This window comes from Pseudomonas alkylphenolica, assembly GCF_004025535.1.
Lineage (GTDB): Bacteria > Pseudomonadota > Gammaproteobacteria > Pseudomonadales > Pseudomonadaceae > Aquipseudomonas > Aquipseudomonas alkylphenolica_A.
This window is the reverse complement of sequence record NZ_QJRG01000047.1, coordinates 620,900-642,027: the sequence shown is the minus strand read 5'-3', so window position 1 is coordinate 642,027 and position 21,128 is coordinate 620,900. Positions and strand designations below refer to the sequence as shown.

Below are 21,128 nucleotides of genomic sequence, written 5' to 3'. Positions count from 1 at the left end.
CAACGCCTGCACACGGGCCGCGCCGCTGCGCGGGGGCGGCCCGTACGCCGGTAACTACGCAGGACAACCACCATGCCTCATCTGGTACTGCTCTACACCCCCGACCTTGAACAACAGGCCGACATCCCCGGCCTGTGCCGGGCCCTGGCCGACACCATGCTGCAGCAACAGGACGAGACCGGCAAAGCCGTGTTCCCCACCGGCGGCACGCGGGTGCTGGCCTACCCGGCGGCGCATTGTGCGGTGGCCGACGGCCGCGGCGACTATGGCTTCCTCTACGCCAACCTGCGCATGGGCGCAGGCCGTAGCCCGGCGGTGCACAAAGCCGTGGGTGACAACCTGCTCGCGGTAGTGCGCACGCGCTTCGAGGCGATCCTCGCGCAGCGTCCGGTCGGCATCACCTTGCAGATCGATGAAAGCCCGGGCCAGGTCTACGACGGCAAATTCAGCAGCCTGCACCCCCTGTTCAACAAGCATTCCTGAGGTTCTCCATGCTAGACGCCACACTCATCCAACAGGCCGCCGAGCGCCTCGACGCTGCCGAACGTTCGCGTGAACAGGTGCGCCAGTTCTCCCTCGATCACCCCGAGATCACCATCGAAGACGCCTACGCCATTCAGCGCGCCTGGGTGGCGCAGAAGATCAAGCGTGGACGCAAACTGGTCGGCCACAAGATCGGCCTGACTTCGCGCGCCATGCAGGTGTCGTCGAACATCACCGAGCCCGACTACGGCGCCCTGCTCGACGACATGCTGTTCGACGAAGGCACTGATATTCCGTTTGAACGTTTCATCGTGCCGCGGGTAGAAGTCGAGCTGGCGTTCATCCTCGGCAAACCGCTCAAGGGCCCGAACGTGACGGTGTTCGATGTGCTCGATGCCACCGAATGGGTGATCCCGGCGCTGGAAATCATCGACGCACGCATCCAGCAGATCGACCCGCACACCAAGGCCACCCGCAAGGTGTTCGACACCATCTCCGACAACGCCGCCAATGCCGGAGTGGTCATGGGTGGCCGTGCCGTGCGGCCGACCGAGATCGACCTGCGCAAAGTGCCTGCGGTGCTCTATCGCAATGGCGTTATCGAGGAGTCCGGGGTCTCCGCCGCCGTGCTCAATCACCCGGCCAAGGGCGTGGCCTGGCTGGCGAACAAACTCGCGCCGTACGACGTGACCCTGGAGCCCGGGCAGATCATCCTCGGCGGCTCGTTCACCCGCCCGGTTGCTGCCAACCCCGGCGATACCTTCCACGTCGACTACGACATGCTCGGCAGCATTGCCTGCCGCTTTGTCTGAGGAGACTGACCATGAAGATGCCCGTCAACACCTTCAAACAACGGCTGCAATCGGGTGAGGTTCAGATCGGCCTGTGGCTCGGCCTGGCCGATCCCTACTGCGCAGAACTGGCGGCCAACGCCGGGTTCGACTGGCTGCTGCTCGACGGTGAACACGCACCTAACGATCTGCGTGGGTTACTGGGCCAATTGCAGGCGGTGGCGGCCTATGCGGCGCAGCCGGTGATCCGCCCGGTGATCGGCGATACCGCCCTGATCAAGCAGATGCTCGATATCGGCGCCCAGACCTTGCTGGTGCCTATGGTCGAAAGCGCGCAGCAGGCGCAGGCGCTAGTGCGGGCCATGCGCTACCCGCCCAGTGGCGTGCGCGGTGTGGGCAGTGCCCTGGCCCGTGCCTCGCGCTGGAACAGCATTCCCGGCTACCTCGACCAGGCCGACGCGCAGATGTGCCTGCTGGTGCAGATCGAAAACCTCGACGGCCTGGCCCGGCTGGATGAGATCGTTGCGGTCGAAGGCGTCGATGGCGTATTCATTGGCCCGGCAGACCTCAGTGCGTCCATGGGCCATCGCGGCAACCCCGGCCATCCGGACGTACAGGCGGCGATTGAAGATGCCATCGTGCGCATTCACAAGGCAGGGAAAGCCGCCGGCATCCTCAGTGCCGACCAGGCCCTGGCGCGGCGCTACATCGAGCTGGGCGCCCGCTTCGTCGCCGTCGGTGTCGACACCACCGTACTGATGCGTGGCTTGCAAGGCCTGGCCAGCGACTTCAAGGATGCACCGCCACCGCCCACGGCCGGTGGTGGCGTTTACTGAGTGGGTTGCAGCAGGTTAACGCCCGATCGACTCGCCCGGCGCCGGCGCAACGGGCGCCCGGGCGAATGGCTCGGCAGGTTCGGTGCCGAGCAGGTGATTGACGAACAAGTGGAACAGCTCGGACTGACTGGAGATCCCCAGTTTGCTGTAGAGGTGCTTGCGGTGGTTTTTAACCGTGCCTTCGGCAATTTCCAGGTGCAACGCAATCGACAGGCTGGAATGCCCGCGCAGGATCAGGCCGACAATCGCCTGTTCACGCGCGGTCAGGCGCTCGGTGGCAAAGCCGGAAAATGCCGCTTCAAGCTGTTCGGCGATGCTCCTCGCAGGTCGGGTTGCGGTGGACGCCTTCGCCACCGCACCGTGGTGACGCTGAAACAACGCCTCCAGCGCCGGCTGGCACAAACGTAGCGCCGCCACTTCCTCATCGCTGAAGGCCGCCGAGCCATTGCAGCGCATCAACGAATAGGCCGCGTACATGCCGCCAGGCAATGGCGAGAGGAAAACGATTTCCTCCGCCAGGCTGCCCGAAGCCAGCGAAATGCACGGGTGCACATCCGGCGAGTTGAAGTATTCACCCTCGAAGAACGCGTCGGGCGCCAGCTCCGCCATGCGGTACAAGCCCGCCTCACGCCCATGGGCACAGGCGGTGTACACCGGGTCTAGCAGGTAGGCGCCGTTGATGTAGCGCTGCATCGCGCCCGTTTCAGGAATGCCTTGAAGGTTGTCGTGCAACAGGATCGGCCGACCGCTTGCCGGGTACAGAAAAATGCAGCTCTGGTCGAACCCTGCGATTGCCTGCAATACCTCGTCCAGGCAACGGACAAAGGTGGGGGTCTCAAGCGCAGTGAGCAATGACGGGGTATGCAGGTGCCAGGTTTCAAGTACCTTCCAGCTCCGGGAATGGGAGAGTCCTGTTACGTGCGCCATGCTTCACCTTCTGCTTGCTCATGGGCCCTGTGCCGGTGCAAAAATCATCGGCTGCGGGTGCTAATCGCCAAAGCCGATATACAAGCATTTTGCTTGCCAAACATTCAGTAACACTCTGGCTGACCGCCATGAAAAAGCCCGGTGCATCTGTATGCACCGGGCCTGGTCAACTGCGCATCACTTAAACGGAGGAGAAGCCGTTGTCCACGAACAGGTGGGCGCCGCTGACGAACGAAGCCTCATCCGATGCCAGGAACAACGCGGCCCGCGCGACCTCTTCCGGCTCGCACAGGCGCCCTTGCTGTTGAGCAATGTCCGCCTCGCTGGCATTCACGCCCATCGCCTGCAGGTCGCGCAGTTCACGCATCCCGTGGTCGGTGCGAATGAACCCGGGGGCCACCGCGTTGCAGCGGATGCCGCGGTCGCGGAACTCCACCGCAATGGCCCGCGCGAACATCTGGCAGGCCCCCTTGCTGGCGTTGTACACCACCTCGCCAGGCGTGGCGTACTGCGCAGAAATCGACGAGGTACAGACGATGCTGCCCTTCCCCTTGGCCAGCATCTGCGGCAACACCGCACGCGTCATCAGGAACATGCTCTTGACGTTGACGGCCATCAACCAGTCCCACTCCGCTTCCTGCACCTCCAGAAAGGGTTTAACAATCAGCGTGCCGGCATGGTTGAACAGCACATCGGTCGGGCCCAGCGCGGCAAGGCTGGCGGCCACCGCAGCCTCCACCTCGTCAGCCTGCGACACATCCGCCCCCAGGCCGATAGCCCGCCCCCCTTCGCGTTCAATTTGCGTGGCCAGTGCCTGGGCGGCCTCGACGTTGCGATCAATGATCGCCACGTGCGCACCTTCGCGGGCAAACAAACGGCTGGCCGCCTCCCCGCAACCGCCAGCACCACCGCTGATGATCGCCACCTTGCCGTACAGACGTGGTTGATTGGAATGCATGGGTAACTCCTGGATACGGGTAAAAAGGAAACAGCGCGGGCTCTGCCTTGAGCCCGCTGTGCAATCAGCGCGGATGACCGTCACGGCCACCGCTGACCGCGAAGGCCTCTTCGGGCGACAGCACCAGACGGTGGCGGCGATAAAAGGCGAAGTACGCCATGCCGATCAGGTACCAGGCCGCCGCGCCGAGGGCGGCCCATTTGTACAGCGGATCGAGGAACTGGTAGATCAGGGTGATCGCCGAAATGCCGATCACCAGCAGCGCGCCGAACACGCCATAGGGGCTGCGATAAGGCCGTGGCAGGTCCGGGTGCAGACGGCGCAGGCGAATGAAGGCGATGCACTGCAGGATGTAGGAGATCATCCCGGCGAACACGATCATGCTGACCATAATGCCGCCCATCAGCGCATTGTTTTCACGGCCGAAGCTGAACCAGAACACCAGCAGAATGGTCAGCGCCAGCATCGAACCGGCCAGCAGTGCGAGGTTGGGGGTCTTGTGCTTGGGGTGAGTGACCGACAGCGCCGTTGGCAGGTAGCCGGCACGCGACAACGAGTAGATGTTGCGCCCGGCCGCGAAGCTACCGGCCAGGAACGACGCTGCCAGGCCCAGTACGGCTACTGCGGCCAGAACCTTGCTGGCGGTGTGGCCAAAGATCTCGCGAAAGCCGTCCAGCAGCGGTTCGCCGGAGGTGCTCATGGCAAAGCTGCCGCCACCGATCGAGGCACTGAAAAACAGCACCCCCATGGCCAGCGCGGCAAGGATCAGGATGCCGGCGACCAGCGCCCGAGGCACATGACGGCTGGGGTCGTGGCATTCTTCAGCGGTGAGCGGCAACTGCTCGATGGCGAGGAACATGTACACGCCAAACGGCAATGCCAGCATCACCCCGGTCAGGCCGAAGGGCAACCACGGGCCACTGCCGTCAGTGACCTCAACTGGCGCGCCGTCGGCACCTGCCGCAAGGTTCAGGGCATTGCCGGCGAAGTCGACATGGGGAATGGCAGTGATGAAGAAGAACAGCAACACGCCGATGGCGGCCAGGGTGATGCACACCACCACGCGCATCGACACGCCCAGGCCGCGCACCGAGAGCAGCAGCATGCAGGCGTAGCCCACCAGCCACCACAGCGGTTGCCATTGCGGCCCGGTATCGAAGATCGCCGAGAGGTAGGCACCCATGAAGAACATGTTGCCCGCAGGCGCCAGGATGAACTCGATGTTCTCTGCCAGTCCGGTACTGAAACCGCCCCAGGGGCCGAGCGTGGTGCGCGCGAACGAATACGCGCCACCGGTGTGCGGCAAGGCTGCCGACATTTCACCGATGGACGAACATAGCAGCAAGTACATCACCGCGATGATCACGGTGGCCAGCAGCATGCTGCCAAACCCCTGGGCCAGCCCCAGGTTCCAGCCCGAGTACTGTCCGGCGATCACCGCCCCCACGCCCAGCACCAACAAGGTGAAGAACCCGGCATGACGCTGCAGTGTGCGTTGTTCGAAGTAGCCGCTGGTGACGCTCTGATAGCTGACCCCGCCACTCCCTGATGAAGACGTGTTCAGCGTGGTGGTCTTGTTCATTGTGCCCGCCCCTTGATCAACTGGATGAAGTGCTCCAGTTGCGATAGTCCGGGTTCACGGCAAAAAACGGTATGTCCCCAAAGGGACATAGGTGCCTGCTGAACAGCAAATCGCTGGCAGCTTCGCAGCCCTTAGCGGGTAAGCCCGCACACACGGGAGTGCAATTACTCACTCTGTCCGGACAGAAAGCTGACCAGTTGCCGGCCATGGCTGCTGAGCGATTCCCAGCCTTTGATGCACAAGCGCAACTCGAGGGTCGCCCAGGCCTCTTCAAGCAACACCGTGCGTACCGGCAGCTCCTGCTCCATTCGCCGCGCCGTGGTTTCCGGCAGCATGGCGACGCCGGCACGCTGGGCAACCAGCTGGGCGATGGCTTCAAAGCTCGGTGCGCGTACGCGGATCTGCAAGGGCATGGCCAGCTTCAGCGCACGCTCTTCGATGAAGCGCTGCATGGCCCGTTCGGCCGCCATGCCGATGAAGGGATAACCCAGGGCATCGCGCAGGCGCGTCTGATCAAGCTCGGCCAGTGGGTGGCCGGCCGGCACCAGCATCACCAGGCGCTCGCGGCGAAAGGGCAAGGACATCACTCCGTCGCTGATGACACTGCCGTCATACACACCGATCTCGCACTCACCGGTCAGCACTGCACGCATGACATCGGCGCTGCGGTACTCGGCCAGCTGCAGGTCAACTTCCGGATAGTCCGCCAGAAACGAACCCAGCACCGCTGGCAACAGGCTGCTGGTAGTCACCGTGGTAGCCGCCAGGCGCAGGGTAATGCGCCGTTGGCCGGCAAGCTCCTTGAGGGTGTCCTGGAGTTTTTGCGCCTCGCCCAGCACGCTGCTGGCCGCATCCAGCACCAGCCGGCCTGCCGGGGTAAGCTGCATGCCGTCAGCCTTGCGGATAAACAGGTTAACGCCGCAGCGCTCTTCAAACAGGCGCAAGCGCGTGCTGGCCGCCGAAACTGCCACCGGGATGCTGGCCGCCGCCTTGCTCAGGCTGCCCGAGGCGGTAATGGCGCTGAGCAGACGCAGGTCAGAAAGATCAAAATGCATCAGGGTTTCTCTTTTGGCGAAGGCTCGTTTCGGAAAAATGCGATTCTGCAGAGTTTGCCTTCACTTTAGAATAACGCCTACACCTTCCCCAGTTTGAGCCGTCGATGAATACATTACGTGCGTTCTGCCAACGTTGCGTCCAGAACGGCAGCCTGTTTGCGGTGCTGTCGGCCTTGGGTTTCAGCCTCAAGGCGATTTTCGTCAAGCTGTCGTATGCCGCCAGCCAGGTGGATGCCATTACCCTGTTGGCAATGCGCATGGGCTTGTCGTTGCCGCTGTTCGCCTGGCTGGTGTGGGCCAGCCGCGGCCCGACGAGCACACGCCTGAGCCTGGGCGACGGCGTGCGGGTGATGTTGCTGGGGCTGTTCGGTTACTACCTGGCTAGCCTGTTCGACTTCTATGGCTTGCAATACATCAGCGCCGGGCTTGAACGCCTGATCCTGTTCACCTACCCGACGCTGGTGCTGGTGTTTCAGGCTATCGCCCTGCGCGAGCGCCCTACCCTGCGAACGCTGGCGGCCATGGGCCTGTGCTACCTGGGCCTGGGCGTCGCCTTCGTACATGACGTCAGCGTCGCTGGCATGGGTGGGCAAGTGATGCTCGGCGCGGCGTGGGTGTTCGCCAGTGCGGTGACCTATGCCCTGTACTACTCGGGTACCGGCGTGATGCTCAAACGCATGAGTTCGATGCGCCTGGCCGGGCTGGCAGGCGGGGCGTCGTCGTTGATGGTGCTGGCGCACTACCTGCTGGCAGCCGATACCCGGCTGCTGTGGCAACTGCCATCGTCGGTGTGGGTGTATGCCGCACTGATGGCGGTGATTTCCACGGTGCTGCCGATCTATTGGGTGGCACTGGCGATCCAGCGCATGGGCGCGACCCATACCGCTGCAGTCGGCAACCTGGGACCGGTGTTGACCGTGCTGGCGTCGTGGGCGGTGCTCAGCGAAGAGGTGTCGGTGTACCAGATGATCGGTTTGGCGCTGGTACTGTTCGGCGTATCACGGTTGAAACCGGCACCGCCCAAAGGCACCTCGCCGGTGGTATTGCCGACCGCTGCGGTGGCGGAAAAAACATAGCGTGACAGTGTCAACTAGACTTGATGGTCCTGGTGCTGCAGGCTCTTCGAACCACCTTCCCCGCCTGTAGCTACCGCCACCGAGTGCTCACCATCATGTGTAAATCATGTGATTCAACCTCAACAGCAAACCCGCCCGATCGTCGTCGTTTTCTTCGTATAGCCGGGCTCGGCGCCGGCGCGCTGCTGCTTGGCAGCTCGCTACCCGCCCGGTTGCTGCAGGCCGCCGAGAAAACCTCAACGCCCCCTAAACCACAGAACGCAATAAACCCTGACCAGGCGCTGCAACGCCTGATCGCCGGCAATGACCGCTATGTCAACGGAGATTCACAAACACACGACTTCAAGGACGAGCGCGAAGCCCTGGTGTCCGGCCAGAACCCGTTCGTGGCCGTGCTGAGTTGTTCCGACTCGCGTATCGCCCCCGAATATGCCTTTGATACCGCACGCGGTGACCTGTTCGCGGTACGCGTGGCCGGCAATTTCGTTACTGGCGAAGGCTTGGGCAGCCTTGAATACGCCGTTGCCGTGTTGGGCGCTCCATTGATCCTGGTACTGGGCCATGAAAGTTGTGGCGCCATCGAGGCCGGGATCAAAGCAGTGAAGGACAAAACCGTGTTCCCCGGGCAGATCCCGACCCTGACACAAGCCCTGCAACCCGCCGTCGAGAAGGTGCTCAAGCAACCCGGCAACCTGATGGAAAATGCCACGGCACAAAATGTCAAAGACTCGGTCCAGCGCCTTAAAGGCGCCACGCCCTTGCTCACCGATGCAATCGCCAAGGGCAAGCTGAAAATAGTCGGCGGTGTCTACCGCCTGGCGACCGGCAAAGTCGAGATGATTGCCTGACGCCCCAGCGGGCAGGGAAGCCCGGTTGACTGCGACTACACTGTTTGTCCCAGTCCCGGTTTCGGAGACCCGCCATGACCCGCAAAAATACGATCTGCCTGTGGTTTGAAGGCGACGCGCTGGACGCCGCCACCTTCTATGCCAACACCTTTCCAGACAGTGCAGTAGTCGCCGTACACAAGGCGCCTGGCGATTACCCTTCGGGCAAGCAAGGCGATGTGCTGACGGTTGAGTTCACGGTAATGGGCATCCCCTGCCTGGGCCTGAACGGTGGCCCGGCGTTCAAGCACTGCGAAGCCTTCTCCTTTCAGGTGGCCACTGACGACCAGGCCGAAACCGATCGCTACTGGCAGGCGATTGTCGGTAATGCTGGCCAGGAAAGTGTCTGTGGCTGGTGCAAGGACAAATGGGGCATTTCCTGGCAGATCACGCCGCGGGCGCTGACCGCGGCGATCACCCATCCCGACCCGGCCGCGGCCAAACGTGCCTTTGAAGCCATGATGAATATGGTCAAGATCGACATTGCCGGCATTGAAGCGGCACTGAAAGGTTGACCTGCGCGGCGTCACCCCGGGTAGCATGGGCGTTGCCCTCTCACCGACAAGGACAGCTTGCACATGGATGTACAGGAACTCCAGGGCCACGCGCCCATGAACCTGACGGCCGACGGCCTGATCGCCCTCGCCATGGGCAACCCGGTCAACGCCCGGATCGCCGAACGCCTGCCGCTACTGGGGCTCAAACAGTGCATGCTCACCGCCGGCTGCCTGTTCCAGGCGGTATGGAATCAGCAGGCGCAGCGACCGGCCGCATGGGGTATCAAGGACTACGACGTGTTCTACTTCGACGACGACCTGTCCTGGGCGGCCGAGAATGATGTGATTCAAGCTGCGCAGCGTCTGTTTCAGGACCTGGAGGTGAATATCGAAGTCAAGAACCAGGCGCGCGTTCATCTCTGGTACCAGGAGCGTTTTGGCAGGCACTATCCGCAGTTGCTATCGGCCAGAGACGGCATCGACCGTTACCTGATTGCCGGGACCTGCATCGGGCTGGATATCGACAGCGCAGCACTCTATGCCCCTTATGGCCTGAGCGATGTGGAGCAAGGCCTGCTGCGAATCAATCCGAACAATGCGCAACCCGATCTGTTCGAACAGAAGGCGAAGAGCTACCAGGCACGCTGGCCCTGGTTGAAGATCATCGAGCCGGCATAGGCGGATAGCGCCATTGGCTCAGCCAGGCTTCACCGCCTGCAAGGTGTAACTCAACGGCAAGCGCCAGCGCTCCTTGTTCAACGACCACTCCCCCGTCGCGTCTTTGCTCATCTGCCCCGGCAGCGCTTCCCAGGGGATGCTGTCGTGCTCCGTCAGCGCGGTAATCTGCAAGCCATGCGCAAGCAAGGCGCCAATCACCTCACCCAGGCCGTGGTTCCATTCATGGGTAATGGTCTGAGTAAGCGCGGTGCCGGTCTGCACGTAGGTCTGGTCGCTGTCCCACACCGTCGGTGCCTGCCGTTCGAAATAGGGGTACTCGATCACCAGCCGGTCCTGATAGTCCTCATTCACTGCCAGCAACATCGGGTGCCCCTCGCGCAGGAACAGGCGGCCTCCGGGCTTGAGCAACGCGGCCACTGTTCGCGCCCACGGCTCGATTTCCGGCAACCAGATCAAGGCGCCGATACCGGTGTAAACCAGATCAAAGCGACCCGGAGTCAGCACCTGGTCCGCACGATAAACATCCGCCTCGAGATACTCGATCGGCGCCGCGCAGCGTTCGGCCAAGGCCCGCGCCTGGGCCAGCGATTGCGCGGAAAAATCCAGCCCGCACACCTGCGCACCCAGGCGCGCCAGTGACAAGGTATCGGTGCCGATATGGCATTGCAGGTGCACGGCCTGCAGGCCGCTAATATCGCCCAGGCGCGGCAGGTCGAAACGCACCACTTCAGACAAGTGTCGGGGGTCGGCAACGAACCGCTCCACTTCATAATCACCGGACGCGGCATGCAGCGCCGCGCGTTCATCCCAGTTGCGCCGGTTGAGTTCCATCGAATCGCTCATGGAAGGCCTCCCTGCCATACGTTAAAGCATTCGACTATAGCGCACTCAATGCGCAAGACTCAGGCTGACCATCAGGTTGCGCGGCTCGCCCGGCATGTTCCACACGGTGTTGTAACCGCGCTCGTAGTACTTGCGGTCGAACAGGTTGTTGAGGTTCAGGCCGAGCGTGACCTGTTCATTGAGCCGGTAATGGCCGAGCAGGTCGAGCGTGCTATAGCCCGGCAAGCGAAAGCTGCTGCCCGCCTGGCCGGAACGCTCGCCCACATAGTTGGCCGCCGCACCGATATCCGAACCTTGCAGCAGGCCATTCTGGAAGGTGTACACCGCCATCAGGCTGCCGCTGTGCTGCGGTATGCCCAATAGATCGCTGCCCTTGGGCAGGCTGGCGTCGCCTTGGGTGACTTCGGCATCGATGTAGGCGTAGGCCCCGATCAGGCGCACGGCGTCGCTGAGCTGGCCGCTGAACTGCAAGTCCACACCCTGGCTGCGTGCCTTGCCAGCGGCAACGCTGTCACCGAAAGCGTCAGTGGTGATGACGTTTTCCTTGTCGATGTGGAACAAGGCAATGGTCGCTCCCAGGCGGCTGTCGAGCAGGTCGAGCTTTAGCCCGGTTTCATAGCCCAGGCCCTTTTCCGGTTTATACACCTGGCCCTGGGTGCCGATACTGTTGGGCTTGAACGAGGTCGAGGCGTTGGCGAACACGCCGACTTCAGGCGTGAGCTGATACAGCAGTCCGACACGTGGGGTGGCGACGTCCTTTTCCTGACGGTTGCTGACCTGGCTGGTGCGATTCTGGGCCGTCTGTTCGATGTGCTCCAGGCGCACCCCGATCAAGCCGCGCAGGCGCTCGGTGAAGGTGATCTGGTCTTGCAGGTTGAGCGCATAGCTCTCTGTGCGCTCGAAGAAGTCGTTGGCTTTGACCAGGGCCGGTTTCGGCTTGCCGTACACCGGGTTGTAGAGGTCCAGGCCATAGTCCGGCGACGTCGCGCTCTGCGGGTACTTTTGGCTATTGCGGTAGTTTTCGTACTCCAGGCCCGCCAGGGTCTGGTGCTGCCAGCCGGCGAAGTCGAACTGGCCATGCAATTCGGCCTGGGTGATGCTGTCGTTCCACTCGAAATCGCGCTCGCGATAGAAACGGCTGAGGGTGCTGCCCACCACCTGCTGAGGCTCGGAGCTGTTGCCCTTGAGGCGGCCCTGGGTGTAATGGTTGGCCAGGCGCAGGGTCCAGCTGTCGTTGAGGCTGTGCTCCAGGGTCAGATCGAGGGTCTGGTTGTCATTGCGGATGCGCCCATCGTTGGGTTCACCGAAAAAGCTCGAGCGGCTTACCGGGCCCAACTCGTTGCTCACGGCGGCAATGCCGCGATCGAACACCGATTCGGTGCGGGAAAACTCGCTGTCGATCGACAACCGCGTTTCAGGGCTCAATTGCCAGCTCAGCGACGGGCTGACGATGCGCCGCTCGCTGCCGACGTAATCACGGAAACTGCCGTTGTCTTCCACCGCCATGTTGACCCGCGACAGCACGCTGGCGTCGTCGCTCAGCGGCGTGTTGACGTCCAGGCTGCTGCGGTAACGGTCCCAGCTGCCGGCACTGACCTTGAACTGGCTGAACGCGTACGCCTCGGGGCGCTTGGTGACGATGTTGACCAGGCCACCCGGATCGCCACGCCCGTACAGGCTGGCGGCCGGCCCTTTGAGCACTTCGATGCGTTCGATGCTGGACGTGTCCGGGGCGCTGTAGCTGCCGCGATTGACGGCAAAGCCGTTCTTGTACAGCTCGCCGGTGGTAAAGCCGCGCACACTGTAATTGAGGAATGTCAGGCCGCCGAAATTGTTCTGCCGGCTCACCCCGCCGGCAAAGTCCAGGGCGCGGTCGATGCGCGTGCTGTTCAGGTCTTCGAGTACCTGGCTGGGCACCACGGCAATGCTTTGCGGGGTGTCGCGGATGTCGGTATCAGTTTTGGTCGCGGTGCTTGAGCGCGTAGCGCGGTAGCCCTGCACCGGACCGGTGGCGGTTTCTTCAAACTGGCGCTCGGTGACGCTCAGCGCCTCCAGCAACACCGGCTCGGCGGCAGCAGCGGGCAAGGCGAACAACGAAGCGGACAGACCGAGGGACAAGCGTCCGGGGGCGTAATTCATGAAAGCTCCTTAATCAATATGTAATAACATAACAATTAATAGAGCGCTTTGAAACGACAGATCACCTCAAAAGCCGGCACGCCCGCTCTGCAAGGCAGAAACGGGCTTGCCGGAGCCAGGCCTCAGGCGTGCACCCAGCGTCGGTGCAGGCCGCGCGCCAGGGCGTCGAGCATGAACCCCAGCACCCCGATCAACAGCACCATGGCCATCAGTTCCGAGTACGCCAGGCGATCGCGGGTATCGAGGATGAAGTAGCCCAGACCGGCGCTGACCCCGAGCATTTCGCACGGCACCAGCACGATCCAGAGGATGCCGATGGCCAGGCGCACCCCGGTCAGCACGTGGCCGATCACCCCGGGGACGATCACCTTGCACAGGGTTTCCCTGCGGGTCGCGCTGAGGCTGCGGCTCAACTGCAGCCAGCGCGGGTCGAGCTGGCGTACGCCGGCCGCGGTGTTGAGCAGAATCGGCCACAACGCGGCAAAAGCCAGGAGGAAGTAGATCGGCTGGTCGCCCACGCCCATCAGCATCACCACCACCGGCATCCACGACAGCGGCGAAATCATCCGCAAGAACTGGAACGCAGGCGTGGTCGCCGCCTCAAGGTGACGGTAGCTGCCCACCAGCAACCCCAGTGGCACGCCGATCAGCAACGCCAGGAGCAAGCCGATCAGGATGCGTTTGAGGCTCACCCACACATGCTCATAGACCTCGCCCTGCCCCAGCAACTCGACCAGGCTGCTCAGCGTGGCTTGCGGCGAAAACCGCGCCGACAAGCCATCGGCCTCGCCAAACACCTGCACGCCCAGCCACCACAGCAACAACAACCCGAGCAAACCGGCAATACCCAAGGCGCCGTGCAGTACATGCTTACCCATCAGATGGCGAACTCCTCGCTGCGCTCGAAACTGTCCGGCAAGCCGAAGGCCTTGAGCCCACCCACGGCTTCAATGCTGTTGCGTACAAAGCGGTCGTCGACCAGGTCGCGCGCGGTCTGTTGCGGATCGAGGCCGGCGAGAAAGCCCTTGTCGCCTTCGATCAGGGTGTTCTGCAAGCGGCGCACCAGCTCTTCGGTGTAGCTAGGGAAGGGATACGGCTGAAAGTCGATGCGCTTTTCGTCCCACTGCGCATGCTGGATCGCGCCACTGGCCAGGTAAGCCGCACGGTCTTCGGCAGAAGGCGCCAACACTTTGCTCAGCACTTGCGGGGTATGCGGGGTGTAGCGGTTGGGGCCGGCCTTGGACAGCAGTGCCGCCGCTTCGGCGCGGTGATCGCGGGTCCACAGCTGGGCCTTGACGATGGCATTGACCACCTTCTGCGACCACTCCGGGCGGTTGTTCAGGTCATGCTCGTGCATGAACACTACGCAGCAGGCATGGTTGCGCCAGATATCGCCGGTAAAGCGTTGCACGCGGCCAACCTTGAGGTCTTCTGCCAGGGCATTGAAAGGCTCGGCAACGATGTACCCGGCAATGCGCTTGCTGGCCAGCGCCGGTGGCATGTCCGAAGGCGGTAGCACCACCAGGTTGACCTCGTTGGCGGCCAGGGCCGCCGTGGTCGGTTTCGACACCGGGGTCAGGCCGTGGTCGCGGAACAGTTGCTGCACCACCACGTTGTGAATCGAATACCAGAACGGAATCGCCACGCTCTGGCCACCCAGCTGTTTGACCTCGGAAATGCCCGGGGCCACGGTCAGGCCGGAACCGCCGACATGGTTCCACGCCACCACTTTGGCCGGCACCTTGCTGCCATAGCGCGCCCAGACCGTCATCGGTGAAAGCAGGTGAATGACGTTGACCTGGCCGGAGATGAACGCCTCGATCACCTGCGCCCAACTGCGCAGCAGCACCGGCCGTTCGGCCTTGATGCCTTCGGCCTCGAACAGGCCGTTGTTGTGGGCCACCAGCAAGGGGGTGGCGTCGGTAATCGGCAGGTAACCGATGCGCACCGGGGCATCCGGATCGCTGGCGGCACGCGCCTGCAGGCTGTTCAGCAGCGGCATGGCGCCACCGGCCGTCAGCAGAGCACTGAGTTTGATGAAGTCACGACGAGTGTGGGTGAAGTCGTCCAGGCACATGGGCAGTCTCCGACGCTAGCGGCAAGGGTTCAGAATCAGGTTCAGAAGCGCGGCTGGCCCGCCGAAGGGTTTTGAGAATGTCGATACGCAGCGCGCCCAGCTCCTCGACCCGCTGCTCGCGAGGCTGCGGCAGGTCGATGTGCCATTGGCCGAGGGTGCGCGCCGGGTGGTTGCCCAGTAGCAGTACCCGATCAGACAACAGCAGGGCTTCGTCGATATCGTGGGTAATCAGCACCGCCGCCGTGTTGTGGCGGGCGATCAGTTGCAGCAGCAGTTGCTGCATGTCGGCGCGGGTCACTTCGTCCAGGGCGCCAAAGGGTTCATCAAGCAGCAGCACCTGCGGCTGCCGCGCCAGGCAGCGGGCCAGCGCGGTACGCTGCGCCATGCCGCCGGAGAGCTGCGCCGGGTACTGCTCACGGGCGTGCTGCAAGCCGACCGCCTCGATGGCGTGGTCGATCCGCGCACGGCGCTCACTGGCGGCAAGCTTCGGCTGACGGGCGAAGTCCAGGCCAAAGGCGACGTTTTTCTCCAGGCTCAGCCAGGGCAACAGACTGGGGTCCTGGAAGGCCACCGCCAGGCGTGGATGCGGCCCCTGCAGTGGCTCACCGAGCAGGCTGACAGACCCGCTGCGCGCCTGCTGCAAGCCGGCCAACACCCGCAACAGGCTCGACTTGCCGACGCCGCTGGGTCCGAGGATGGTAATCACCTCGCCGGGAGCCAGTTGCAGGTCGAAGTCTTCCAGCACACTCTGCCACCCTTGTTCCCGTGGGTAACCGAGGCTGATCCCACGGGCTTCGAGCAACACCTGGGTCATGCTGACGACGCCTGGCGCTGCAGCTCGGCGCGCAACTGCACCAGGCTTGGGGTAACGATCGGCACGAATGCCGACTCGCGCCAGCGCCGCGCGAAACCAGCGCCATAGGCGCTCAGGTAGGCCTTACCCCCGCTGGCCTGTAGCTCCAGTTGCACGGCATCGGCTGCCGTCTCGGCCAAGGTGATGCGCAACTTGAACAACGCCGCTGGCTGGGTCAGAAAGCGCCCCTCAAGCAGGCCCTTTTTCAATTCGGCGACGGTGTTTTCCAGGCGCTCGCGCAACACGCTCAAGGCCTCGCCGAGGAACGAGCGCATGCCTTGCAGATGGCCTTCAACTTCATCCAGCGAGCGCCGCGCCAGGCCGATGGCCATGCCACATTGCAACCCCAGAAACGAAGGGCGAACCGCCGGCAGGAACTGCTTGGCGTTCTCGTGCAGCAGCCAGTCACGACTGAGTGCGACCTGCTCGAAATTCAGCGCTGCCGTGTTGCTCGATTGCAGCCCCATCAGTTGCAGGTCGTCCGAACGGGTGAGCCCGGCAGCGTTATCCGGGATCGCCAGCACGAACGGTGAAGCGCCCTCTTCTTCAATCGCTGCCGCCACGACAAAACCACCCTTGCGCAGGTTGGTGACCCAGAACAGGCGTCCGTCGAGGGTCCAGCCCTGTGCATCGGCAAGGCCTCTGACTTGCAACGCTTCGATGCCAGACAGGTATTTCATGGCGTTGGACAGCCCGGTGGCGCCGGCCAGCTCACCACTGAGCAGTTTCGGCAACAAGCGCTCGCGCAAGGCGCTATTGGGACTGTGCAGCAGGTATTCGATAAAGGCACGCTGGCCCCAGAATACGAAGGCAGCGGCCAGGGAATGACTGGCGACGTTGGCCACGGTTTCCACCGCGTCGGCGACTGTACCGCCACTGCCGCCCAGGGTTTCGTCGATACCGACGCGCAACACCTGCGCCGCAGCCAACTGCCCCAACACTGCCTGCGGGTCGCAGTGGCCCAGATCGAGGGCTTCAGCCTCGGCATCCAGCCAGGTGACCAATGCAGGATCAAGCATAGCGTTTACTCCTTTAAAAAAGCGCCAGCCTGCGCCGGCGCCAAGGGTTCTTATGCCGAAGGTTGCCAGCGGTACTTGCTCAGCTCGTCATTGAGCGGCGTCTGGGCGAACACATTAGCAAAGTTGCACAGGGTGGCGAGGCTCACCCCGAGAATCACTTCCAGGGCGTGACCTTCGCCATAGCCGGCGTCACGGAAAGCGCTGTAGCCAGCATCGCTGACATTGCCACGGGTGGCGATCACTTCACGGGTGAACGCGGCCAGGGCTTCGAGCTTTTCCTGCGGCAGTTCGCCACGGGCACGCAGGGCGTCGACCACCTCTTGCGGCAGCTTGGCCTTGTTCAGCGCCACGGCGGTGTGGCCCGCCACGCAGAAATCACAGCCGTGATTGGTGGCCGCCACCAGTTGCACCACTTCGCGCTCGGCCAGGCTCAGGTCGGCCTTGCCGTTGAGGGCTGAAACGGTCACATAGGTTTCCAGCGCGGCCGGGGCATTGGCCAACACGCCGAGCAGGTTGGGGATGAAGCCCGAGTTCTTCTGGGCGTTTTCCAGGAAAGGACGAGCGGCTTCAGGGGCGCTTTGCAGCGTGTGTAGAGTAACGCGCGACATGGAGTGGACTCCTGCATACTAGGGTGTCGCACAAGTCTGTTGGTTATAAGAAATACCTTCCATATTCTAGAGTCGTTATTACTTGCTCCTGAGTCTTTCCATTAGATGATTTCCTCCAGCCCCCTTGTCGATTGGTTATTAGAAAGCCTTGAGCTAGACGCCAGCCTGTTCCATGTCGGGCGTTATTGCGGTGGCTGGCACGCCAGTACCCAGGGCCTGGCACGGGCCAGTTTTCACCTGGTGGTGCAGGGTCATTGCTGGCTGCACATCGCTGGGCAGCCCCTGGCCGTCGCCCTGGAAGCGGGTGATGCGGTGTTCCTGCTGCGTGACCTTGAGTACCGGTTGTCTGGCAGCGCCGACTGCGAACTGGCACGCCAGCAACCGCGCATGGCGATGTTGCCGCTGGACCATGACGCCAATGACGGCGTCGGCCTGGTGTGCGGGTTCTTTCACTTTCAGCCCGGCCTGTCGTCGCTGATCATCGAAGGCCTGCCTGACTGGTTGATCCTGCGGGCTGGCGACCCGGCCCTGAGTGCCGCCACCGCGCTGTTCGAACTGATCCTCGCCGAATGCCAGCGCCAGCCTGCGCCCTCCTCGGCCTTGCTTGAGCGCCTGAGCCATCTGCTGTTTCTCTACGTGCTGCGCCAGCAGGTGCAGGCAGACCTGCCCATGGGCGGCCTGGTATCGCTGGCCCGCCACCCGCAGTTCGCTACCCTGGTCGAACAACTGATCGAGCACCCTGAACAGCCCTGGCCTTTGGAAAGCATGGCGGCCTGCACCGGGCTGTCGCGCTCGGCCTTTTTCAAGCGTTTCAGCGAGCTGGCCGGCCAGTCGCCGGGGCAAGTGCTGCTGGCCCTGCGCATGCGCCATGCCTGCCAGTTGCTCAAGGCGCACAACACCGTCGAACAGGTGTGCGCGGCCGTGGGCTACCAGTCCATAGCCGCCTTCACCCGCGCCTTCAGCAAGGCCATGGGCGTGCAGCCGGGGGCTTACCGGCGCCAGCATGAAGGACGCTGAAACAAACTGCGGGCGGTAATCGAACACAAGCGCATCCGGGCCCTCAAGTCTGCGCGGGCACACTCCGATAGCAGTCCACTCACCGCCGAGTCTTCGACGCGGCGTGGCGCTAATAAAAAACCAAGGAGTACTGCCCGCATGTTCGCCGACCTGAAAATCCGCACCGGGATGTTCTGGGTATTGTCGCTGTTCAGCCTGACCCTGCTGTTCTCCACCGTCAGCGCCTGGCGCGCAGCCGTCGGCAGCGACGGGCAGATCACCGAACTGGACCAGACCGCCCATCAGTCCGACCGCCTCAACAACGCCCTGCTGATGGCCATCCGTGCCAGCGCCAATGTCTCCTCCGGGTTTATTGAACAGACCGGCGGCCACAGCGACAGCGCCAACAAGCGCCTGGCCTTGTCGCAACAGTTGCTTGAAAACAGCCGCACCTTGATCGGCGAGCTGGTCGCCAATGCCCAGGATCCGGCCCTCAAAGCCTTGGCCGTGGACCTGCAAAAAACCTTCGGTGACTACGCCCGGGCCGTGGCCGGGCAGCGCGAGGCCACTGGCCAGAACGACCTGCAGCGCTACTTCACGGTCAACACTGACGCCGGCAATGCCATGGCCCGCCTGCAAGCCTTGCGTCAGCAACTGGTGGCAGCGCTGAACGAGCGCAGCCAGCAGATCATGCTCGAGTCCGACCGGCGCCTGAGCAACGCCCAGCTACTGAGCACGGTGCTGGGCATTGTCACCTTGCTGCTGGCCGCCTTGTGCTGGAGCTTCATCGCCCAGCGCGTGCTGCGCCCGCTGCGTGAGGCAGGCCAGCATTTTCAGCGCATCGCCAGCGGCGACCTGAGCGTACCGGTAGCCGTGCACAGCCGTAACGAAATCGGCCAGCTGTTCAGCGAGCTGCAGCGCATGCAGCACAGCCAGCGTGACACCCTCGGGCAGATCGCCGGCTGCGCCAGTCAGCTGGCCAGTGCCGCGAGCGCCCTCGATGAGGTCACCGAACAAAGCGCCAGCAGCTTGCGCCAACAGGACCAGGAGCTGGAACAGGCCGCCACCGCCGTCACCGAAATGACCACTGCCGTCGAAGAAGTGGCGCGCAACGCCGTCACCACTTCGCAAGCGGCCAGCGCCTCCAACCAACTGGCTGAACAAAGCCGCAGGCAGGTCGGTGAAAACCTCGACGGCACCCGTGCCATGGCCAGCGAAGTGCACACCAGCAGCGAGCGCCTGCAACAACTGGCCGGGCAGATTCGCGACATCGGCCAGGTGCTGGATGTGATCCGCTCGGTGTCTGAACAAACCAACCTGCTGGCGCTCAACGCGGCCATCGAAGCGGCACGGGCCGGCGAGGCAGGTCGTGGCTTTGCGGTGGTGGCGGACGAAGTGCGCACCCTCGCCTACCGCACCCAGCAGTCAACCCAGGAAATCGAACAGATGATCGCTGCGGTACAACAGGGCACCGAATCGGCCGTGGCCTCGATGCAGGCCAGCACCCAGCGTGCGCAATCGACCCTGAGCATCACCCAGGCTTCCGGCCAGGTGCTCGAAGGCATCTACAGCGCGATTGGCCAGATCAACGAACGCAACCTGGTGATTGCCAGCGCCGCCGAAGAACAGGCCCAGGTGGCCCGTGAGGTCGACCGCAACCTGTTGAACATCCGCGAGCTGTCGACCCGCTCGGCAAGCGGCGCGCAGCAGACGCAACAGGCCAGCCAGGCGTTGTCAGGGCTGGCCGGCGAGCTGACCGCGCTGGTGGCCCGCTTCAAGGTGTAAGCGCTGGGGCGCGTACAGTGCACCGTGGTGTATATACCTGCGCGGGTTGTGCGCAGGTATCCCTTAAAAGATTCCCATCATGCCTTCAATGCTGCGCACCATGGATACCAGCCGCGGGCCGATATCGTTTTTCAGTTGCCCCTCATTCAGCAAAAATGCAGATACACCACAGTTGAACACCAGAATCTCGCCATCGGCCATGGGCCGCATCGGCACCGCGACGGCGTGAATCTCGCGACGCAGATCACCGTACGACAGACAAAAACCACGTGCGTGAACATCCTGGATGCTCTCTTCGATACGCCCCTGAAAGGCCGTCCAGTCCTCGGGAGTCCGCACTTTGATCTGGTTCAGCAACGCCGTGCGTTCTTCACGCGAGGCTGCCGCCAGGAACGCCCGGCCCATCGCCGTGCGTGCCACCGGGTAGCTCAGCCCGACATCCGGTGGGTGGCTCATGGGAGCAGAGCTGCGGCTGCTTTCCAGGTACACCACATTGAGTCGGTCGCGCATGCCCAGCGACACCGAGCCACGGATGTGATCAGCCAGCTCTTTCATGAACGGCCGGGCAATCTGCCGGATATTGAGGCTGGCCAGCAACGGATAACCCAGGGAAAGCACCGCCGCGCCCAACTGGTATTTGTTGTTCAGGCGGTTGATACGCAAGTAACCCATGCGCACCAGGGTGTAGGTGAAGCGCGAAATCGTCGCTTTGGGCATCCCGGTACGCACAGACAATTCGGCATTGCCGAGTTGGGTATCGCGCGCGGTGAAGCAATGCAGAATCTCCAACCCACGGGCCAGCGTCATAGCAAATTGCCGGTCATCGGCAAACTCTTCCGCGAGGTAGTGCCGCTCGGGTGAATGCCAATCCTCAGAGCCGTTTTGCGGTATGTCGTGTGTCGCCATTGTCCACCTCCAGCGCTGTGCAATCCAACGCAAGCGTGCCAGCAATGTTCCGACTATTCAAACAGTGTTCTGCAGAGCAGAACGATGCTTGTTTGATGATCGGATGAAGCGCCATATGTTCCTGCAACCCAA

At 63.0% G+C, this 21,128-nt stretch carries 21 protein-coding genes; 9 read left to right on the top strand and 12 right to left on the bottom strand.

All coding sequences use genetic code 11. The annotated features are described in order from the left end of the window. Positions 1–72: 72 nt before the first annotated feature. From DM813_RS18260 to hpaI, 3 genes are read left to right on the top strand one after another with little or no spacing between them, the layout of a single operon-like run. A complete protein-coding gene (locus DM813_RS18260; protein WP_128324780.1) occupies positions 73–483 on the top strand; it encodes a 5-carboxymethyl-2-hydroxymuconate Delta-isomerase in 411 nt (136 codons plus the stop codon). A gap of 8 nt (positions 484–491) precedes the next feature. Then, a complete protein-coding gene (gene hpaH, locus DM813_RS18255; RefSeq protein WP_128324779.1) occupies positions 492–1,295 on the top strand; it encodes a 2-oxo-hept-4-ene-1,7-dioate hydratase in 804 nt (267 codons plus the stop codon). 11 nt (positions 1,296–1,306) lie between these two features. Continuing rightward, the gene (gene hpaI / locus DM813_RS18250) at positions 1,307–2,110 is read left to right on the top strand and encodes a 4-hydroxy-2-oxoheptanedioate aldolase (protein WP_128324778.1); all 804 of its coding nucleotides are present in this window, start codon (positions 1,307–1,309) and stop codon (positions 2,108–2,110) included. Positions 2,111–2,125: 15 nt separating this feature from the next. On the opposite strand, the gene DM813_RS18245 is transcribed toward hpaI, so the two are convergent. The 4 genes from DM813_RS18245 to DM813_RS18230 all read right to left on the bottom strand — a co-directional run bounded on the left by DM813_RS18245 (position 2,126) and on the right by DM813_RS18230 (position 6,632). Then, positions 2,126–3,037: a helix-turn-helix transcriptional regulator gene (locus DM813_RS18245; protein ID WP_128324777.1), complete on the bottom strand. Its 912-nt coding sequence runs from the start codon at positions 3,035–3,037 to the stop codon at positions 2,126–2,128. Positions 3,038–3,218: 181 nt separating this feature from the next. Continuing rightward, entirely contained in the window at positions 3,219–3,995 is a 777-nt protein-coding gene (locus tag DM813_RS18240; protein ID WP_128324776.1) for an SDR family NAD(P)-dependent oxidoreductase, read from the bottom strand. A gap of 64 nt (positions 3,996–4,059) precedes the next feature. Further along, positions 4,060–5,577 (bottom strand): amino acid permease, encoded by a 1,518-nt coding sequence (locus DM813_RS18235; RefSeq protein WP_128324775.1) that lies wholly within the window; start codon positions 5,575–5,577, stop codon positions 4,060–4,062. 164 nt (positions 5,578–5,741) lie between these two features. Then, positions 5,742–6,632: a LysR family transcriptional regulator gene (locus DM813_RS18230; protein ID WP_128324774.1), complete on the bottom strand. Its 891-nt coding sequence runs from the start codon at positions 6,630–6,632 to the stop codon at positions 5,742–5,744. A gap of 104 nt (positions 6,633–6,736) precedes the next feature. On the opposite strand from DM813_RS18230, the gene DM813_RS18225 reads away from it, so the two are divergent. From DM813_RS18225 to DM813_RS18210, 4 genes are all read left to right on the top strand, one after another. After that, on the top strand, positions 6,737–7,708 hold the full coding sequence (locus DM813_RS18225) for a DMT family transporter (protein ID WP_128324773.1): 972 nt from the start codon (positions 6,737–6,739) through the stop codon (positions 7,706–7,708). 95 nt (positions 7,709–7,803) lie between these two features. Then, on the top strand, positions 7,804–8,556 hold the full coding sequence (locus tag DM813_RS18220; RefSeq protein ID WP_128324772.1) for a carbonic anhydrase: 753 nt from the start codon (positions 7,804–7,806) through the stop codon (positions 8,554–8,556). Between the two features lie 74 nt (positions 8,557–8,630). Then, a complete protein-coding gene (locus tag DM813_RS18215; protein ID WP_128324771.1) occupies positions 8,631–9,110 on the top strand; it encodes a VOC family protein in 480 nt (159 codons plus the stop codon). Between the two features lie 96 nt (positions 9,111–9,206). Next, positions 9,207–9,770, top strand: coding sequence for a nucleotidyltransferase family protein (locus DM813_RS18210; protein WP_128325255.1), 564 nt, complete (start codon positions 9,207–9,209; stop codon positions 9,768–9,770). 18 nt (positions 9,771–9,788) lie between these two features. Here the strand turns inward: DM813_RS18210 and DM813_RS18205 are convergent, their stop codons facing one another. The 7 genes from DM813_RS18205 to DM813_RS18175 all read right to left on the bottom strand — a co-directional run bounded on the left by DM813_RS18205 (position 9,789) and on the right by DM813_RS18175 (position 17,309). Continuing rightward, positions 9,789–10,613, bottom strand: a complete 825-nt coding sequence (locus tag DM813_RS18205; RefSeq protein WP_128324770.1) for a class I SAM-dependent methyltransferase — start codon at positions 10,611–10,613, stop codon at positions 9,789–9,791. Between the two features lie 45 nt (positions 10,614–10,658). Next, positions 10,659–12,752, bottom strand: a complete 2,094-nt coding sequence (locus tag DM813_RS18200; protein WP_128324769.1) for a TonB-dependent siderophore receptor — start codon at positions 12,750–12,752, stop codon at positions 10,659–10,661. A 122-nt stretch (positions 12,753–12,874) separates the two neighbouring features. Further along, positions 12,875–13,630, bottom strand: coding sequence for an ABC transporter permease (locus DM813_RS18195; protein ID WP_128324768.1), 756 nt, complete (start codon positions 13,628–13,630; stop codon positions 12,875–12,877). Then, positions 13,630–14,829: an ABC transporter substrate-binding protein gene (locus DM813_RS18190; RefSeq protein WP_128324767.1), complete on the bottom strand. Its 1,200-nt coding sequence runs from the start codon at positions 14,827–14,829 to the stop codon at positions 13,630–13,632. Before DM813_RS18190 ends, DM813_RS18195 begins: the two co-directional genes overlap by 1 nt. Continuing rightward, positions 14,795–15,643 carry an ABC transporter ATP-binding protein gene (locus DM813_RS18185; protein WP_128324766.1) on the bottom strand — a complete coding sequence of 283 codons (849 nt, stop codon included), beginning with the start codon at positions 15,641–15,643 and terminating at the stop codon, positions 14,795–14,797. The genes DM813_RS18190 and DM813_RS18185 overlap by 35 nt, the downstream gene beginning before the upstream one ends. Further along, entirely contained in the window at positions 15,640–16,701 is a 1,062-nt protein-coding gene (locus DM813_RS18180) for an acyl-CoA dehydrogenase family protein (RefSeq protein WP_128324765.1), read from the bottom strand. The genes DM813_RS18185 and DM813_RS18180 overlap by 4 nt, the downstream gene beginning before the upstream one ends. 50 nt (positions 16,702–16,751) lie before the next feature. Beyond that, positions 16,752–17,309, bottom strand: a complete 558-nt coding sequence (locus DM813_RS18175) for a carboxymuconolactone decarboxylase family protein (RefSeq protein ID WP_128324764.1) — start codon at positions 17,307–17,309, stop codon at positions 16,752–16,754. A 105-nt stretch (positions 17,310–17,414) separates the two neighbouring features. On the opposite strand from DM813_RS18175, the gene DM813_RS18170 reads away from it, so the two are divergent. Together DM813_RS18170 and DM813_RS18165 are read left to right on the top strand one after the other, a co-directional pair. Next, positions 17,415–18,326 (top strand): AraC family transcriptional regulator, encoded by a 912-nt coding sequence (locus tag DM813_RS18170; protein ID WP_128324763.1) that lies wholly within the window; start codon positions 17,415–17,417, stop codon positions 18,324–18,326. A gap of 138 nt (positions 18,327–18,464) precedes the next feature. Next, on the top strand, positions 18,465–20,090 hold the full coding sequence (locus DM813_RS18165) for a methyl-accepting chemotaxis protein (RefSeq protein ID WP_128324762.1): 1,626 nt from the start codon (positions 18,465–18,467) through the stop codon (positions 20,088–20,090). 63 nt (positions 20,091–20,153) lie between these two features. Here the strand turns inward: DM813_RS18165 and DM813_RS18160 are convergent, their stop codons facing one another. Then, positions 20,154–20,996, bottom strand: a complete 843-nt coding sequence (locus DM813_RS18160) for an IclR family transcriptional regulator (protein ID WP_128324761.1) — start codon at positions 20,994–20,996, stop codon at positions 20,154–20,156. Positions 20,997–21,128 lie beyond the last annotated feature (132 nt).

Bases quoted from the DNA above. Each gene is read 5' to 3' on its own strand.
- DM813_RS18260 (WP_128324780.1), top strand. From the start codon at position 73: ATGCCTCATCTGGTACTGCTCTACACCCCCGACCTTGAACAACAGGCC.
- hpaH (WP_128324779.1), top strand. From the start codon at position 492: ATGCTAGACGCCACACTCATCCAACAGGCCGCCGAGCGCCTCGACGCT.
- hpaI (WP_128324778.1), top strand. From the start codon at position 1,307: ATGAAGATGCCCGTCAACACCTTCAAACAACGGCTGCAATCGGGTGAG.
- DM813_RS18245 (WP_128324777.1), bottom strand. From the start codon at position 3,037: ATGGCGCACGTAACAGGACTCTCCCATTCCCGGAGCTGGAAGGTACTT.
- DM813_RS18240 (WP_128324776.1), bottom strand. From the start codon at position 3,995: ATGCATTCCAATCAACCACGTCTGTACGGCAAGGTGGCGATCATCAGC.
- DM813_RS18235 (WP_128324775.1), bottom strand. From the start codon at position 5,577: ATGAACAAGACCACCACGCTGAACACGTCTTCATCAGGGAGTGGCGGG.
- DM813_RS18230 (WP_128324774.1), bottom strand. From the start codon at position 6,632: ATGCATTTTGATCTTTCTGACCTGCGTCTGCTCAGCGCCATTACCGCC.
- DM813_RS18225 (WP_128324773.1), top strand. From the start codon at position 6,737: ATGAATACATTACGTGCGTTCTGCCAACGTTGCGTCCAGAACGGCAGC.
- DM813_RS18220 (WP_128324772.1), top strand. From the start codon at position 7,804: ATGTGTAAATCATGTGATTCAACCTCAACAGCAAACCCGCCCGATCGT.
- DM813_RS18215 (WP_128324771.1), top strand. From the start codon at position 8,631: ATGACCCGCAAAAATACGATCTGCCTGTGGTTTGAAGGCGACGCGCTG.
- DM813_RS18210 (WP_128325255.1), top strand. From the start codon at position 9,207: ATGAACCTGACGGCCGACGGCCTGATCGCCCTCGCCATGGGCAACCCG.
- DM813_RS18205 (WP_128324770.1), bottom strand. From the start codon at position 10,613: ATGAGCGATTCGATGGAACTCAACCGGCGCAACTGGGATGAACGCGCG.
- DM813_RS18200 (WP_128324769.1), bottom strand. From the start codon at position 12,752: ATGAATTACGCCCCCGGACGCTTGTCCCTCGGTCTGTCCGCTTCGTTG.
- DM813_RS18195 (WP_128324768.1), bottom strand. From the start codon at position 13,630: ATGGGTAAGCATGTACTGCACGGCGCCTTGGGTATTGCCGGTTTGCTC.
- DM813_RS18190 (WP_128324767.1), bottom strand. From the start codon at position 14,829: ATGTGCCTGGACGACTTCACCCACACTCGTCGTGACTTCATCAAACTC.
- DM813_RS18185 (WP_128324766.1), bottom strand. From the start codon at position 15,643: ATGACCCAGGTGTTGCTCGAAGCCCGTGGGATCAGCCTCGGTTACCCA.
- DM813_RS18180 (WP_128324765.1), bottom strand. From the start codon at position 16,701: ATGCTTGATCCTGCATTGGTCACCTGGCTGGATGCCGAGGCTGAAGCC.
- DM813_RS18175 (WP_128324764.1), bottom strand. From the start codon at position 17,309: ATGTCGCGCGTTACTCTACACACGCTGCAAAGCGCCCCTGAAGCCGCT.
- DM813_RS18170 (WP_128324763.1), top strand. From the start codon at position 17,415: ATGATTTCCTCCAGCCCCCTTGTCGATTGGTTATTAGAAAGCCTTGAG.
- DM813_RS18165 (WP_128324762.1), top strand. From the start codon at position 18,465: ATGTTCGCCGACCTGAAAATCCGCACCGGGATGTTCTGGGTATTGTCG.
- DM813_RS18160 (WP_128324761.1), bottom strand. From the start codon at position 20,996: ATGGCGACACACGACATACCGCAAAACGGCTCTGAGGATTGGCATTCA.